The 15,466-nt window shown below is 67.7% G+C and carries 14 protein-coding genes; 6 read left to right on the forward strand and 8 right to left on the reverse strand.

From position 1 onward, the window contains the following. Positions 1–306 precede the first annotated feature (306 nt). The 4 genes from AB0F41_RS06780 to AB0F41_RS06795 all read right to left on the reverse strand — a co-directional run bounded on the left by AB0F41_RS06780 (position 307) and on the right by AB0F41_RS06795 (position 6,980). Positions 307–1,977, reverse strand: coding sequence for a class I adenylate-forming enzyme family protein (locus AB0F41_RS06780; RefSeq protein ID WP_357421741.1), 1,671 nt, complete (start codon positions 1,975–1,977; stop codon positions 307–309). After that, positions 1,970–5,266: an AMP-binding protein gene (locus AB0F41_RS06785; RefSeq protein WP_357421742.1), complete on the reverse strand. Its 3,297-nt coding sequence runs from the start codon at positions 5,264–5,266 to the stop codon at positions 1,970–1,972. The genes AB0F41_RS06780 and AB0F41_RS06785 overlap by 8 nt, the downstream gene beginning before the upstream one ends. Further along, positions 5,266–6,093, reverse strand: coding sequence for an enoyl-CoA hydratase/isomerase family protein (locus tag AB0F41_RS06790; RefSeq protein ID WP_357421743.1), 828 nt, complete (start codon positions 6,091–6,093; stop codon positions 5,266–5,268). Before AB0F41_RS06790 ends, AB0F41_RS06785 begins: the two co-directional genes overlap by 1 nt. Positions 6,094–6,176: 83 nt before the next feature. Further along, complete coding sequence (locus AB0F41_RS06795; RefSeq protein WP_357421744.1) at positions 6,177–6,980, reverse strand: enoyl-CoA hydratase-related protein; 804 nt, start codon at positions 6,978–6,980, stop codon at positions 6,177–6,179. Between the two features lie 116 nt (positions 6,981–7,096). Here AB0F41_RS06795 and AB0F41_RS06800 point away from each other — a divergent pair, with 116 nt between their 5' ends. Beyond that, entirely contained in the window at positions 7,097–7,789 is a 693-nt protein-coding gene (locus AB0F41_RS06800) for a hypothetical protein (RefSeq protein ID WP_357421745.1), read from the forward strand. A gap of 59 nt (positions 7,790–7,848) precedes the next feature. After that, entirely contained in the window at positions 7,849–8,754 is a 906-nt protein-coding gene (locus AB0F41_RS06805; RefSeq protein ID WP_357421746.1) for an enoyl-CoA hydratase/isomerase family protein, read from the forward strand. 47 nt (positions 8,755–8,801) lie between these two features. On the opposite strand, the gene AB0F41_RS06810 is transcribed toward AB0F41_RS06805, so the two are convergent. Beyond that, on the reverse strand, positions 8,802–9,683 hold the full coding sequence (locus tag AB0F41_RS06810; protein ID WP_357421747.1) for a sigma-70 family RNA polymerase sigma factor: 882 nt from the start codon (positions 9,681–9,683) through the stop codon (positions 8,802–8,804). Positions 9,684–9,991: 308 nt separating this feature from the next. Here AB0F41_RS06810 and AB0F41_RS06815 point away from each other — a divergent pair, with 308 nt between their 5' ends. The 4 genes from AB0F41_RS06815 (at position 9,992) to AB0F41_RS06830 (ending at position 12,458) form a co-directional block, all read left to right on the forward strand. Next, positions 9,992–11,155, forward strand: coding sequence for a serine hydrolase domain-containing protein (locus tag AB0F41_RS06815; RefSeq protein WP_357421843.1), 1,164 nt, complete (start codon positions 9,992–9,994; stop codon positions 11,153–11,155). A gap of 38 nt (positions 11,156–11,193) precedes the next feature. Beyond that, positions 11,194–11,637 carry a DoxX family protein gene (locus tag AB0F41_RS06820; RefSeq protein WP_357421749.1) on the forward strand — a complete coding sequence of 148 codons (444 nt, stop codon included), beginning with the start codon at positions 11,194–11,196 and terminating at the stop codon, positions 11,635–11,637. Between the two features lie 46 nt (positions 11,638–11,683). Continuing rightward, positions 11,684–12,196 carry a carboxymuconolactone decarboxylase family protein gene (locus AB0F41_RS06825; protein ID WP_357421750.1) on the forward strand — a complete coding sequence of 171 codons (513 nt, stop codon included), beginning with the start codon at positions 11,684–11,686 and terminating at the stop codon, positions 12,194–12,196. 76 nt (positions 12,197–12,272) lie between these two features. After that, positions 12,273–12,458, forward strand: coding sequence for a hypothetical protein (locus AB0F41_RS06830; protein WP_357421751.1), 186 nt, complete (start codon positions 12,273–12,275; stop codon positions 12,456–12,458). A 35-nt stretch (positions 12,459–12,493) separates the two neighbouring features. Here AB0F41_RS06830 and AB0F41_RS06835 read toward each other — a convergent pair whose 3' ends face one another. The 3 genes from AB0F41_RS06835 to AB0F41_RS06845 are packed head-to-tail and all read right to left on the reverse strand — an operon-like array spanning position 12,494 to position 15,283. Next, the gene (locus AB0F41_RS06835) at positions 12,494–13,198 is read right to left on the reverse strand and encodes a TetR/AcrR family transcriptional regulator C-terminal domain-containing protein (RefSeq protein ID WP_357421753.1); all 705 of its coding nucleotides are present in this window, start codon (positions 13,196–13,198) and stop codon (positions 12,494–12,496) included. Between the two features lie 25 nt (positions 13,199–13,223). Continuing rightward, positions 13,224–14,024 carry an enoyl-CoA hydratase-related protein gene (locus AB0F41_RS06840; RefSeq protein WP_357421754.1) on the reverse strand — a complete coding sequence of 267 codons (801 nt, stop codon included), beginning with the start codon at positions 14,022–14,024 and terminating at the stop codon, positions 13,224–13,226. Positions 14,025–14,071: 47 nt separating this feature from the next. Further along, positions 14,072–15,283 carry a cytochrome P450 gene (locus AB0F41_RS06845; RefSeq protein WP_357421755.1) on the reverse strand — a complete coding sequence of 404 codons (1,212 nt, stop codon included), beginning with the start codon at positions 15,281–15,283 and terminating at the stop codon, positions 14,072–14,074. Between the last annotated feature and the right edge of the window lie 183 nt (positions 15,284–15,466).

Here is a 15,466-nt window from a genome sequence, read left to right on the forward strand (position 1 = left end):
CCTTGTACCGGCGGTGCGCCGGTGTCGTCTCGCGTTCGATCGTCCGCGCCACGAACGCGCGGATTCGAGATACTGTAACTACAACGGTATTTAGTACGGGAAGCATGCCGAAGGCTTCGGTCCCGATTCGACAGTATCCCGCGACGGAGTGCGCTGAACGACCGGTCGCCCTCCTGTCGCGCGTGGCCTCGGCTGCCGTCGCGCATAGTGGTTCCCTGTCGAGTTGTGCCGACACGCACAACCGGTTCCGGGTGCGGGGGTCGATATGCCGGTGCCGTGGCCCGGTGCGGCGCCGGCCGTAGGTGTTCAGCGGGGTGGTCCGGTCGCCGTGTCGGGGTCGATACCCCGGTCGGACAGCAGCTTTCGCAGCGCGGCGATATCGACCTTGCCCGTGGTGCCGCGCGGAATATCGGTATCGGAGTCCAGTAGTAGCCAGATGGTCGGCACTTTGAACGAACTCAGGATTTCCCTGGCCGCGTGACATAGCCGACCGATATCCGGGCGGCCGGTGACAACCAGGGCCGCGGCCACCCGGTCGCCGGCACCGCGTTCGACATCGGTGACGAACGCGCCGGTGACACCGGCCAGCGACCGCAGTGCCTTTTCGACTTCGCCGGGATAGACGGTGGCGCCGTTGACCTTGAACATATCGTCGCGGCGCCCGTGGTAGAAGAGGAACCCTTCCTCGTCGAGGCGTCCGAGATCACCGGTGGGGTAGTAGCCGTCGGCGGTGAACAGGTCCTCGCGGGCGCGGCGGCAGATACCGCGCAGGATATGCGGTCCGCGCAGCTGGATCTCCCCGATGGTTCCGGTGGGTACCCCCTCGCCCGCGGGGCCGGCGATACGCACCTCCATTCCCTCGAAGGGCCGGCCGCAGCTGCCGTGCGCGGAATCGGGCATATCCCTATCGGCGGGGTAGCCGCAATACGGTCCGAAGGATTCGGTCATCCCGAACAGGTTCGCGCGGGCGCCGGGCCGCGAACGCCGGCCGGGAGGCAGCAGTGCCTCGAGACTGCCGGGCCGCAGGGCGGACAGATCGGTGCCGAGTTCCGCCGCCCGGCGTGCGAGAGCCGCGGCCTGGTCGGGCCACCCTCGGAACAGCGTGACCCGCTCGCGTTCGAGCAGTTCCAGCGTCGATTCCGGCCGCGGTATCTCCTCGGTGACCAGGGTGGCGCCGGCGGTGAGCGCGGACAGGATACCGCCGCCGAATCCGCCCACCCAGAAGAAAGGCATCGGAAGATAGAGCCGGGTATCGGTGTCGATGCAGCGGGCGGTGAGCCCGGAGCGGACGGCGGCCAGTGCATTGCCGTGCGAATGGATCACGCCCTTGGGCAGGCCCCGGCTGCCGGAGGTGAACATGATGAGCATGGGGTCGGCCGGGCGGACGGTAGCGGCCAGCGCTCCGGCAACCGCGCTCGCGGCCGGGGTCGCCGCGAGCTCTGCGTGAGCGGGTCGAGTGCGGCGGGGCGTGCGCGTGAGTGCGGAGGAGGTGGGCGTCTCGCCGAGGCCGGTGACGTCCTCGGCGATGTAAATATGCCGGAGAGAGGGTAATTCGGGATGGTGGATCGGCACGGTGTCGATCGATTCGCCGAGAATGGCTCGGAGGCCGTCGAGGTAGCGGTGGCCGCGGAATTCCTCGGAGGCGAAGAGTACTTCGACGGCGGCGGTGCGGAGTTGGGCGATGAGTTCCGGTGGTTTCAGCAATGTGCTCATCGGGACCAGGACCGCGCCGATCCGGGTGAGCGCGAGCGCGATCCGCACCCAGCCGACGCTGTTGGGGGCCACCAGTCCCACCCGGGTTCCTTTGGTGATTCCGGCTGCCACGAGTGCGGCGGCGATCCGGCGGGTCGTGGCGTCGAGGTCGGCGTAGGTCGTGCGGGTGCGGGGGTCGATCACCGCCGGGTGGTGTCCGCGTTCGGCGGCGTGCCGGCGTAACAGTGTGTCGATGGTGTCCGTCGCCGCGGTCTGGTCAGGCATGGAAGATCTTTCCGAGTTGCCGGCTGTCCACTTTCCCGCCGGCCAGCAGCGGGACGTCGGCGGGCCGTAGCGCCGCGAATAGCCGGGGAACCTTGTAGGCCGACAACTCCTGCCGGAGCCTTTCGCGCAGCGCGGTTTCGTCGAGGGTCGCGTCGGAAGTCACGATGACGGCCGCCACGATCTGCCCGCGCTCGGGGTCGGGCAGTCCGAGCACATACGCTGTCGCACCGGTGATTTTCGTAATGGCCTTCTCGACCTCGGCGGGGGAGACGTTCGCGCCCGCGGTCTTGATCCTGGCGCCGCGGCGGCCGAGGAAGTAGACGAAACCTTCGTCGTCCGCACGCACCAGATCGCCGGTGTGGAACCAGCCGTCGGCGTCGAAGCACTCTTCCCGGCCGCGCCGATAGTAGCCCTGCATCACATACGGCCCGCGGATGTACAGCTCGCCGATCTCACCGATCGCGGTATCGGCGCCGGTGTCGGGATCCACGATCCGGGTGTCGAATCCGGGTGCGGGCCTGCCGAACGAACCGCGGCGGTATTCGGGCTGGTCGGAGTCGTCGCCGCTGAGCAGCACCACGCTGCCCGCCTCGGTCATACCGAGCATATTGTGCCGCAGTTCCGGGTCGGCGGGCCGCGCGTCGGCGGGCATGATCGCGTACAGGTTGCCGCGGCGCATCGAGGACAGATCTCGTCCGGCGAAACTCGGATGCCGGGCGAGATGGGCGACGCCGGCGGCGAAACCATTCGTCACAGTGGGCTTTTCGGCCTCCAAGAGGTCCAGCGTGGCGCTCGCATCGGTGGCGTTGGAACAGATCAGCGTCGAACCGGCCAGCACGCTCGCCAGCAAGGCGTAACCGAAGCCGCCGATCCAGTAGAACGGGGAGTTGCAGAACAGCCGGTCGCCGGGGGTGAGGCGGCGGATCTCGTTGAGATTGCGCTGATGTCCGAGCAGGCCGCCGTGGGTGAGCACGACGCCCTTCGGGGCGCTGGTCGAACCGGAGGTGTGGATGATCGCCAGCGGATCGGCGGCGTCGACCTCGCGCTCCATCGCCGCGAGGAGCTCCTCGCCGACGATATCGGCGAGAGGGTCGAGTTCGCCGATATCGCGGATACGTCGTCCGGTGCCGGAGAGACCGATCCGGCCGTTGCGCGGTTCCGGGCCGTCCGGAAGCGCCGGGCGAGTTGCCGCCGACACATGGGTGCGCGGGTGTGCGGGGGCATAGTCGATCGCAATATGCCGGAGTTGTGGGGCGGCCGGGCACAGCACACGATCTGCGGCGCGAGCAGCATCCGAATCGAATGCGCCGGGCAGCAACTCGGACAATCGCGCAACGTAATCGTGCGTGCGGTAACCGGCCGTGGCCAGCAGGATCCGGATATCGCTGCCCACCAATTGCGTACCCAACTCCCGCGGGGTCGAGAAGGTGGAAAAAGGCACCACGACGGCACCGATCCGGGCCGCGGCGAAGGCTCCGACCACGAAATCCGCGCCGTTGGGGTACAGCAACCCGATATGCGTACCCTTGCCCGCACCGAGGGCTATGAGGGCGCGGGCGAGGCGGGCGGATCGCGACTCCGCGTCGGCGTAGCTGATCCGCTCCTGATCGCAGACCAGCAAAGGGTGCTCGCCACGCTCGTTTGCTTGCTTGCGGAGCACGCCGACCAAGATATTGTCGTCAGCCGGCACGGCCGGCTCCCGTGGGACGCCTGTGATGTCGGCGGGCTCGTCACCGGTGGGATTGCGGGGTTCGCCGGACTCGGGTCGAGCGGCTTCGTCGCTGTCAGGGTGTATCTGTGCGTTGGCTGTCGCCGCGACTTCTTCGAAGTGGCGCCGTACCGCGCGGAGGTCGGGTTTGCCCGAGGGGGTGCGGGGAATCGTGTGGACCACGGCCAATTCCGTCGGAATCTCATAGCGTGCCAGCCGGGTTCGCAGGTGGTCGGTCAATTCGCCGTCCGAAGCCGTCGTGCCCTCGCGCAGTTCCACCAGCGCCACCGGTGTCTCGCCGAGTCGCGGATCCGGCCGGCCGACCACGGCGGCGCCGCGCACCGCCGGATGGCTTTCCAGAGCGCTGCGCACATCGTCGGGCATGATCTTGAAACCGCCGCGGATGATGGCCTGGTCTGCCCGGCCCAGGATCCATAGGAATCCGTCCGCGTCTATCCGCGCCAGGTCGGTGGTGTGGATCCAGTCGGCCCCGGGCCCCAGCTGGCCGGGGATCACCTCGAGTATTCCCGGTTCGCCGGAGCCGAGGACTGCGCCGTGCTCGTCGACCACCCGCAGCCGGGCGCCGCCGCTGGCCCGGCCCACACTGCCCCGTTTCGCCGTCCAGTACCGCTCGTGGTCGGGCAGGGTCCAGCCGGCCACGCCGCCGCCGAATTCGGTGGCGGCGTAGGAGGTCAGCACCGGGATACCGAATTTCTCGGAGAAGGCGTCGGCGTCGTCGGCCGACAGTGGTGCCGTTCCGGAGGTGACGACGCGGATTCCGGCGAGATCCTCGCGCCGCAGCTCCGAATGCAGCACCATCCGCAGCGCCGCCGGGACCAGCGACACCGCGCCCGGCCGGTGCGCGCGCACGGCCCGCACCCAGGGTTTCAGCTCGAACCGGGGCAGCAGGACGAACGGCCGGGCCTGGGTAACGCATTGCAGCACCCGGAACACCCCACCGATATGCACCAGCGGCGCATTGACGATGGCCACCCCCTTACGGGGCTGCGCCGGTGCCGCTGCCGGGTCGGTGCCCATCACGCTGCGGGCCAGCATGTCGTAGGTGATGTCAACCCGCTTCGGTGGTCCGGTGGTGCCGCTGGTCAGCATGCGGACGGCCGCGCCCGGCCGCGCCGCTTCAGTGTTCGTGGTGGCCGTGACGCGGATCTCGGGTAGCGCATCCGGACCCGGGATCGAGACAACCGTGGTCTCCGCGCCCGGTGTCACCAGTGAGTCGAGGTCGCCGGGTGCGCCGATGAGCACCGGCAGCCGTAAGGCGGCGATATCGTCGCGGGTCCGGTCGTCTCCGCGCGACGGGTTGATCACCACCACGGTCCCGCCGGATTGCAGTACCGCCATCAGCGCGGCCACGTGTTCGGGACGGTTCCGCAGCAGGATCCCGACGGAACGCGCCTCCACGTCCGGCTCGAGGACCGCCCCGATGCGCTGCGCCAGCCCGCCGATGCGCCCCCACGAGTACCAGTGCTCGTCGAATTCCAGGGCGGGTGAATCCGGTTGCAAGGCCAGCACATGGGCTATCCGGCGGCTCAGCGGATGGGCGTGTACCGCGGGCTCTGTCATCAGCGGATCCTCGGTTCGGTCGCGGTGGGCGGCTCGGCGGCCAGTTCGGACTTGCCGATCGGATTGCCCAGGCGGGTATAGATGAGTCCGTGGTCGAGCGCCGCCCGGTAGGGCTTGTCGAGTGATTCCCAGATCGCTTTGACGGTGCCCTGGGTGGCCGCGGGTGGTTTGGCGGCGATCGACGCGGCGATCTCGTGGGCGCGGGCCCACAGCTGCTCGCGGGCGACGACCTCCGATACCAGGCCGATCCGCAGCGCGGTCGGCGCGGCGACCCGTTCGTCATTGCCCATCAGCGCCATCCGCAAGGTCTCACCGAGTCCGATCCGGCGCATGAGCCCGATCGGTTCCAGCGCCGAGACCAGGCCCGCGGAAACGTGCGAGTCGAAGAAGGTCGCCTCGTCCGAGCAGATCACGACATCGGATTCGTTGACGAAGTAGAACGCTCCCGCGGTGCACATCCCGTGCACCGCGCACACGACCGGCTTCCACAGCTTCTGCCATTTGGGACCGAGTGCCTCGCCGGGATCCTCGTGATGCCAGACACTGGTCGGCTGCCCGTAGGGGGCTTTGACATCGAGTCCGGCGCTGAAGGCCCGGTCACCCGCTGCGCGAATGACGACCGCATTGACCGAGTCGTCGAGTTTGATCGCGCGCCACGCGCGTTCGACTTCCTCGCACATCGTCCGGTTGAACGCGTTGAGTCGCTCGGGACGATTCAGCGTGAGTGTCGCGACACGGTCGGCCGAATCGACCTCGAGCAGAATCGTTTCGAATTCGCCGTTGTCTCCGTGAGTTGCCGCTGCGGCGGTAGGGCCGGTGTCGGGCATACCGGCTGTCTTCGCCCGGTGGTCGATCGGACCGCGGGTCGGCCGCCCGGGCTCCTCGGGCGTGGGGTTCGTCGGTGCGGGGCTCATCGGCACTGCCAGTCGGGGGTGCGCTTCTCGATGAACGCTTTGGGGCCTTCGAGTGCGTCCTCGGTCCGGGTGACGCGTTCCCGGAACGATTCGGCGAGCATCTCCGCTTCGTGCAGCGGGATGTTCAGGCCTTTGACAATGGCCAGCCGGGTACCGCGGACCGCCAGCGGGGCGTTGGAATTGACGATCGCGGCGATGTCGTGGGCGCGTTCGAGCAACCGGTCGTGCTCGACCACCTCGGTGATCATGCCCAGTTCGTAGGCACGCTGGGCGCTCATCCGCTCGTGTTTGCCCATCAGGGCCATCCGCAGCGCGACCGTACGCGGCAGCACGCGGGCCAGGCGGACGACCTCGCGTCCGGCGACCAGGCCGATACTGACGTGCGGATCGAAGAACGTCGCCCGGTCCGAGGCGATGACGATATCGCCGGTGGTCACCCAGTCCAGTCCCGCCCCGCAGCACACGCCGTTGACGGCGGTCAGCACCGGTTTGGTCATGGTCCGGAACGGGGGCGTGCCTTCCTGTGGCGCCTCCCACTGTTCGTAGGTGGACAGATACGGCCGTTCGTTGATGACCTTGCCGTCGCCGGGGATGGCCTTGACATCGGCGCCGGTGCAGAACGCACGACCCGCACCGGTGACGATGAGCAACCACACCGTGTCGTCGCTCTCGGCCTCGTCGTAGGCGGCGCGCAGTTCGGTGATCATATGCGGGCTGAGCGCGTTGAGGGCGTCGGGCCGATCCAGCGTGATGGTGGCCGTGTGTCCGTCGACCGTGTAGTCGATGGTGTCGAACGGCATGGTTCCCTCCTGGGCGGCCGGGGGACAGGGTGCATACTGATATAGATACAGTAGACAATACCGTTGATCTTCTGCCAAGGTTTGTGAAGACATCTCGGCAACGAAAGCAGGGTTCGATGGCCGCGAACGAGATATCCGACCCCGAGTCCGTGGCAACTGCCACGGCCCCCCTCCGCTTCGGTGAAAAGCCTCTCGCGCAGACGGTGGCCGCGGCCGCGGCGCTGCGCCGGATCACCGGATTGCTGGTTTCCCTCGAACATCCGCACCCGGCGGTGGACACGATGATCGAACGGCTCGGCCGGTGGGAGCGGGAACTGGCCGTCGCGGCACCCGCGGACCCCGCGCCCCGGGTGGGGCCGGACGCGGCCGATACCCAGCGTGTCTACCTGGACCACGCCTTCGATATCGGCGCCTACAACCCGTGCTTTCCCCAGTACATTTTCGACCTGCTCGGCCCTGATCACGCAACCGGCCGGATCATTTTCCCGCTGGTGCACGAGGGGCCGCCCGGGCTCGTACACGGCGGTTTTCTCGGAGTGTTCTTCGACGCGGTGGTCCAGCACCACAGTTGCGCGATCGGCGTCACCGGGAAAACGCGTTCGATGACCATCACCTATCGCCGGCCGACGCCGCTGCTGGTGGAATTGCGTTTCGAGATCGAGCGTGCCGTGCACGAGACCGGAATTCGATCGACGGCTCGGCTCCTGCGCGACGACGTCCTGCTGTGCGCGGCGGATGTGGAGACCGGCGCGGCGTCTCCGGCGAAATCGGCCGGAACCCGGTTCGGCCGCCGCCGGGTGCGTGACTGATCCGCAGTCCCGGAATCCGGCCGCGACTTCGATCCCGTGAAGAGAAGAGGAAGATCACGATGACCAGCCCCAGTGCCGCCGCCGGCCGAGTTCACTACGAGGTGGACCCCGGTGGCCGGATCGCCACCGTGACCCTGGACAACCCTGCGCGGCGCAATTCCTACGACGCGGCCATGCGCGACGAGCTGGCCCGGCACCTGGACCGCGCCGCCGAGGACGACGACATCACCGTGGTCCTGCTGCGCGGCGCCGAGGGGGTTTTCAGCACGGGCGCCGATATGAACAACGCCTACGGCTGGTACGGCGAGCGTCCGGGCGCCGGCGGCGGCAACGGGAAACCTGCGAAGAATCGCCCGAGCCAGCGTCGGCGGCTGACCGTGGACCGGAAATCGTTCGGCTTCTACCACGAGTTCATGGGCTATCCGAAGGTCACCGTGGGCGAGCTCAGCGGTTATGCGTTGGGTGGCGGGTTCGAGATGGCGCTGATGACCGATATCTCGGTGATCGCCCGCGACACCAGGATCGGTATGCCGGCCACCCGCTTCCTCGGCCCGGCTCTCGGCAGCCTGCATATGTTCTTCCACCGGCTCGGCCCGGTACTCGCCCGGCGGTTGCTGCTGACCGGCGACATCATCGAAGCGGGCGAGGTCGAACACCGGGGTGTCTTCACCGAGACCTGCGCCCCCGCCGCGGTCACCGCCCGGGCCCGCTACTGGGCCGAGAAGGCGGCGAAGATGCCCGCAGACGGCGTGGTGATGGCCAAAGAGGCGTTCCGGTTGGTCGAACAGAGCCAGGCGTATCAGGGGGAGGAGGTCGCCGGCTATCTGTTCCACGCCTTCGGTACCAACCTCCAGTTCGCCCCGGGCGAATTCAACTTCGTCAAAGCCCGTGCCGAACACGGCACCCGGGAAGCCTTCCGGTTGCGGGACGAGCACTTCCACGTCCCGGAACCGGATGTCTTCTGAGCCCGTGCGGCCGGGGTCCGGGGACACGGCAACTGTTCCGGGGAGGCCTATCCGAGGATGGCGGTGAGGTCGAGGCGGGTGAGCCGGTCGCGGTCGGAGAGGATGTCGATCGCGGTGATGCGATCGTCGGCGATGGAGAAGCCGATAACGGAGAAAGGAGCGTCCTCGACGGTGTTGACCAGTCCCGCTCGGCCGTTGACCAGGGCGGGGTGAATAGTGCAGAGGGTGGCCATGCGCCGGAAGGTCTCGGCTTGGCCGGCGACGGCGGCCGCGCCGCGGATCACGCGCATCGCTTCGCCTGCGTCGGCGCGCAACACCACCTCGGGATCGAGCAGCCGCAGGAGTTCGTCGAAGTCGCCGCCGCGAGCGGCGGTGAGGAAAGCATCGACGATGCGGCGCCGACCGGCCGGGTTCGGATGTGGGCCCGGGGTTGTCTCCTGGACTCGGCGCCGGGCCTGGCTCGCCAGTTTCTTGGCGGTCTGTGGAGTGCGGTCCACGATGGGCGCGATCTGCTCATACGGCAGGGCGAACATATCGTGCAGGACGAAAGCGAGCCGTTGGGCCGGACTCAGCGATTCCAGTACGACGAGTAACGCGAGACCCACCGAGTCGGCGAGCAGCGCTTCGTGTTCCGGGTCGGGGGTGGACTCACTGGTGATCACCGGATCGGGCAGATGCTCGGCTTCGAGGGCTTCTTCGCCGCGGGACCTGCGGGTCCGCAGCATATCCAGGCAGACCCGTCCGACCACGGTGGTCAGCCAGCCGCCGAGGTTGCCGACATCGCTGGTGTCGGTGCGGGCCAGCCGCAGCCACGCCTCCTGCACGGCGTCGTCGGCGTCGGTGAGCGAGCCGAGCATCCGGTAGGCGACCGCCCGCAGGTGCGTGCGGTGCTCTTGGAATCGGTCGGCCAGGAATTGCTCATCGTGCACAGGGTCCTCCTCGATCTCGTCCCGCACCGATGACGAACGGGCGGCGGGAAACGTGACCCATAAATCTTCGCCGGTTCTTCCCACCGCCGATTCGGTGCGCGCGACCCCCCGAACCGGCTGCCGGGAGCTCCGCTCGCGCAGGAGCAGACTTCTGGGGGTCTACCTGCTCTTTTGCGTGTCCCGGTCACGTTTTCTCGCTGCCGTTCGTCAGTGCACCAGAACACCGGCCACGCCGGGCTTCGGAGCGAGATCCTCCCAGCGCGTGAGCCACCTCGGCTGCTATCGAGAGGAACAACACTGTGAACGCGATGGAAGTACACGGCACCGTCGCCGCCGGATACGAAGAAGTGCGCGCCGAGTTCACCGCCGTCGTCACCGAGGAGGACGGGGAATCAGGGCCGCAGCTCGCCGCTTTCGTCCGCGGCCGGAAAGTGGTGGACCTCTGGGCCGGTCGGGAGGTCAACGGTACCTCGCTGACCGGGTTGCATTCCACGAGCAAGGGGGCCGCCGGGCTCGTGGTGGCCCTGCTGATCCAAGACGGCGCCCTCGACGTCGACCGGCCGGTCGCCCACTACTGGCCACGGTTCGCCGCGGCCGGCAAGGAGCGCATCACCGTACGGGACGTGCTCGTGCACCGATCCGGGATCGTCGGAGTCGACGGCGGTTTCACCGTCGCCGAGCTCGCCGATGAGCAGGTCATCGCCGAACGGCTGATAGGGCAGCGACCGTTCTTCGAACCGGGCGCGGTGCACGGCTACGGCGGGTTCGTCACCTACGCCATCCTCGGTGAGGTGGTGCGAGCGGTGACCGGCCGCACCATCCAGGAGCTGTTCGAGCAGCGGATCCGCGCCCCCTACGCGCTGGATGTCCACCTCGGGCTGCCTGCCGAACTCGACCACCGATACCTGCCGATCCTGCCGTGGCGAGCGAGCCGGGAGAGGGAAGCGGCTTTCGCCGCCCACTCGCCCAACCCGCACGGAATCGCGGGAATCTCCTACAACCTCAACGCACGCGGTTTCACGGCCGCCGATGTGATGGCTCTTCCCAATGACCCCGCCCTCCGGCGCCTGGGCCAGGGCTCTGCCGGTGGCGTCGGGAGCGCGCACGGCGTGGCAGCGATGTACGCGGCAGCCACCACCGGCCTCGACGGCCGAGAACCACTGCTGTCTTTGGAAACCATCGCCACCATCTCCGCGATCCACTCCAGCGGTGCGGACCTGGTGCGTGGCGTGCAGGCGCCGTACACGCTGGGTTTCGAAGCCAAGAGCCTGCTGTATCCGTTCCTCGGCGCCCACGCCTTCGGGCACACCGGCTCCGCCGGCTCGGACGGATTCGCCGATCCGCACAGCGGACTCGCCTACGGCTACACCCGCCGCCGCGCCGCATTCGCGTTCAACGCACCCGAGAACGCCCGGCTCGCCGCCGTCGTACACCACGCAGCGACCGCCATCCCTACGGCCTCGGCCGCCTGATCCGCTACCGGACGACCGACACTTCAGGAGCACCGAACATGTCCACTCGCACCACTTCGTCGATCTCTCGCGGTCTGAAACTTGCCCGCTGGGTTCCCGTGACCGCCGTCGTCGCCGAAACCGCCGTCGGCGCCTACTGGGATCTGGCCCGGATCTCGTATGTCCGCGACTCTTTCGAGCACCTCGGCTACCCGATGTACTTCGCCACCATCCTCGGTGTCGCCAAAACCGCCGCACTCGCCGCGATCCTGACTCCCGGCCACCCGCAGACGAAGGAATGGGCCTACGCCGGGTTGGTCTTCGTCTACGGCGGGGCCGCCAGTTCGCATATGGCGGCGGGTGACGGTCCTGACAAGTGGGCGATGCCGCTGTTCTTCGCGGCTGCCACCTTCGCCGCCCGCGCCTGGTTGCCCCAAGGCATCTCCACCGCCGCTGCGTGGCGCGCACTCGGCACTGCCGTACCCGGGCCCCGGCCCGCCTGACCTGACCGATGCACCACGAATTCACCACAACAGAGAAGGAACAACGATGAACGCGAACTCCACCACTGCGCAGCGCAGCGGCTCCCGGCTGCCCAACCCTCAGCAGCTCGTCCCCGAACTCGGCGAGATCGGCGCGGCGCTGTTCAAGGCCACCGGCAACGGAGCGATCCCGCGGACCACGATCGGGCTGGTGCAGCTGCGTGCCGGTCAGATCGTAGGCAGTACCTACCTCGCTATCCTGCACGCCGGCAACCTGCGCAACGCCGGCGAATCAGAAGAACGCATCGCCGCGGTCGCGACCTGGCGCGACGCCCCCTACTTCACCGAACCCGAACGCGCCGCCCTCGCCCTGGTAGAGGCTGTCCTGCAACCGTCTTCGCAGGGGGAACGGGTGCCCGAAGAGCTCTACGCCCGGGTGTCCGAGCACTACGACGATATCGCCCTGGCCACCCTCGCGATGGCCATCGGCCAGGTGAACTTCTTCGTCCCGCTGGCCCTCATCGGCAAACCGCTGCCCGGCCGCCCGCAGGCCGAACAGTGGACACCTGTGTCGGCCTGACCATACGACACCGCGCTACGACCTCGACGGTCAGCGGGTGGCTCGACGGCGGACTGTGCGCTCGAGGATCCCGAGGGTGGCTTTGAGGGCGGACCGGGGAACCACCCGCCGCTGGTCTGCCCGCCGCAACCCCGAACGCGACGGCGCCGACGAACACCGCCGGCTGGAAGAGGCGGCACTGGCCCGTGACATCGACACCGACACCGCCACCGCCACATTGACCCGGCACCTCACCCTGACCGCGGCCGGACTGGAGCCGTGAAACCCCGGTCCCGAGGGATACCACCCCCGGGACCACTACCGATTCGCCACGATCAGCCGGCTCACGTGGTCGAGGATGCATTGCAGACCGTACTCGAAATTGTGTTCGTCCGGTGCACCCGATTTCCGGCCTTTCGACATCGCCTGGGAGAGCAGCGGTGTCTTCTCCGGGTCGATCTGGATCTCTTCGTAGTAGGCGCGGGCCGCGGTATCGAGTTCTTTGTTCTTGTCGTAGAGCCGTTGCAGTACCACCGAACCCCGGATGTGCAGATTGACCGCCGAATAGGTGTCGAAAGCCTGGTCGACGGTCAGTCCGGCTTCGACCAGCGCCGCCACCGCATGTTCCATCCCACGGGCCCCGAGGCGGGCGGCGGGTGGGCTCAACGACGACCGGATGAGGACCAGATCGCACAGAATCGGGTTGCCGAGAAAGGCGTAGCGCATGGTCCGGGCGTGATGGGACAGCGAATCGCGCCAGTGGGCGGGATCGATGAACGGGGTGTCGAAGACGTGCCGGCTCAGCGCGCGGTCGGTCATGGCGTTGAGCAGATCGTCCTTCTTGCGGAAATACCAGTAGATACTGGTGACACCCACATCGAGGTGTTTCCCGAGCAGCGGCATGCTCAGCCCGTCGATCGATACCTGCTCGGCGAGTTCGAAGGCCCCGTCGATGATGTCCTCCGGATTCAGCGAGCCACGTTCCCGCCGTCGGCGTTTCACCCCGGTAGCTTTTCTGTTCACAGGGAATCTCGATTCTTCCGGAGGGTTACGCACCCGCACCGCGCGCCGCGCTGTACACCGGATCGCGCTTCTCGCTGAACGCGGCGAATGCCTCGAGGACATCCGGGCAGGTCAGGTTGATCCGCTGCGCGTGACCTTCATTGAGCAGCGCTTCGCGCATGGTGCGATCGGCGCCATCGTTGAGCAGGGATTTCGTCTGCGCGAGGGCAGTGGGCGGCCCGGCGGCCAGGCGCGCCGCCGCGTCGGCGACGAATTCGTCGATGGTGTCCTCGGGGCGAACCCAGGTGACCAGTCCGAGCGACCGGGCTTCCGCGGCATCGATGGTGTCGGCGAACATCGCGAGCCGTTTGGCCTGCTGGAGTCCGACGAGTTTGGGCAGCAGCCAGGAACCCCCGCAATCCAGCGACAGGGCGCGGCGGGTGAAGATCTGGCAGAACTTCGCTTCCGGGGTCGCGACGACGAAATCGCAGCCGAGCGCGAGATTCCAGCCGGCGCCGACCGCGACACCGCGCACCTTCGCGATCGTGGGCACCGGCAGATCGTGTAACTGCAGCACCGCCTCGTTGATCGCGCGAATCTCGGCGGCGGGGTCGGGGAACTCTTCCATACCGGACGCGTCGGCGATATCGGCGCCGGAACAGAACGAACCACCCGCGCCGGTGAGCACGACCGCGCGGACCTTGCCGCCGTAGGTGACGTCACGGAGTTGGTCGCGCAGCGCCGACCACATGGCACGGGTGATGGCGTTCTTGCGGTGCGGCCGGTTGAACGTCAGCGTGCGCACGCTCCCGTTCTGGTGGCTGAGCAGTCCGGGTTCGTCGGTCACGGTCTGGTCCTTTCGCCCATCGGCGGGTTGTTGTGCTGCTCCGTGGTTCAGGCGACGGCATCGAAGGTCACCGGGAGCACATTCGGCGAACGAAAGGGCTGGCCGAAGATATGCGGATCGCCGGAGTCCTGCAGTTCGAAACCGGTCAGCCGGGTGAACAGGCGGTCCAGGGCGACGCGGGTCTCCATCCGGGCCAGGTGCAGGCCCAAGCAGGTGTGGGCGCCCGCGGTGAAGGTGATGTGCGGGATGCGGCGCCGGTGGATATCGAATTCCTCCGGGCGTTCCCATCGGTTCTCGTCCCGGTTGGCCGAACCCAGGCAGAGATCCAGTACCGCGCCGCGGGGGATCGCGACGCCGTCGAGTTCGGTGTCCTCGGTGACGTAACGCTGCACCAGGGTGAGCGGGGTCTCGTAGCGCAACCCCTCCTCGATCGCCGGGGGCAGCAGGCGGCGATCGGCCTGCACGGCCGCGAACTGCTCCGGATGCTTCAGCAGCAGGTAGAGCAGATTGCCGGCGGAACGGTAGGTGGTTTCCAGGCCGGCCGGCAGCAGGAGCCGCAGGAACGAGTAGATCGCCTCGTCGGTGAGCTTCTCGCCGTCGATCTCCGCACTCACCAGATCACTGATGATGTCGTCGGTGGGGGAGCTGCGGCGCCGTTCGATATGCCCGAGGAAATACTCCTGCAGGTCCTTCGACGCCTGGAGTGCGCGACCCACGTTCCCGGCGTAGCTGATGATCGATACCGCGGCCTTGCGGAAGAACGGCAGGTCCTCCTCGGGCAGGCCGAGCAGGCGGGCGATGACCCGGGTCGGGAATTCGAAGGTGAAGTCGCGGACCAGATCGGCGTGGCCGCGCTCGGCGAACTCGTCGATGAGCGCATCGCAGATCGGCCGGACGACCTCGGGCTCCCAGGTGAGCAGCGATTGCGGTTTGAATGCCGCCGAGACGAGACCGCGGTGCGCTCTGTGCCGGGCGCCGTCCATCGCGAGGATGGTCGGTCCCATGAACACACCGATCGTGGAGTCGTACAGCGCGGTGCTGAACACCCGGCTGTTGCGCAGGGCGGAGTTGACGGCGTCGTAGGAGAACGCGGCATAGGTGTCCGAGGGTCGCAGCGACTCCGGGGTTTTGGAGTAGTCCATCACCGTGCCGTGCGAAACACCTGCCTCGGCGCGCCGGGCGGCGAAGTACGGGTAGGGGTCGCGTAGGTCGAGGGTGTCCCCGACTGGGGTCGATTCGTCCTGAACGGGGCTGTTCACAGCTCACCTCTAGTGTCGTCGGGACCTTGCGGAATCCGCGATACCCAACATACTGTAATGTATACAGTATGCGAAATCATTCGCATCGGCAATCTTCGTCGGCGCAACGGCTTCCGGTATCGGTCCGGTGGGCCCCGGAAGTCGCGAGGAAATCGCGACCGGCCGGTGGTGGTCGCTGAGCGT

The sequence above is a fragment of the Nocardia sp. NPDC024068 genome, assembly GCF_040638875.1.
Classification (GTDB): Bacteria; Actinomycetota; Actinomycetes; order Mycobacteriales; family Mycobacteriaceae; genus Nocardia.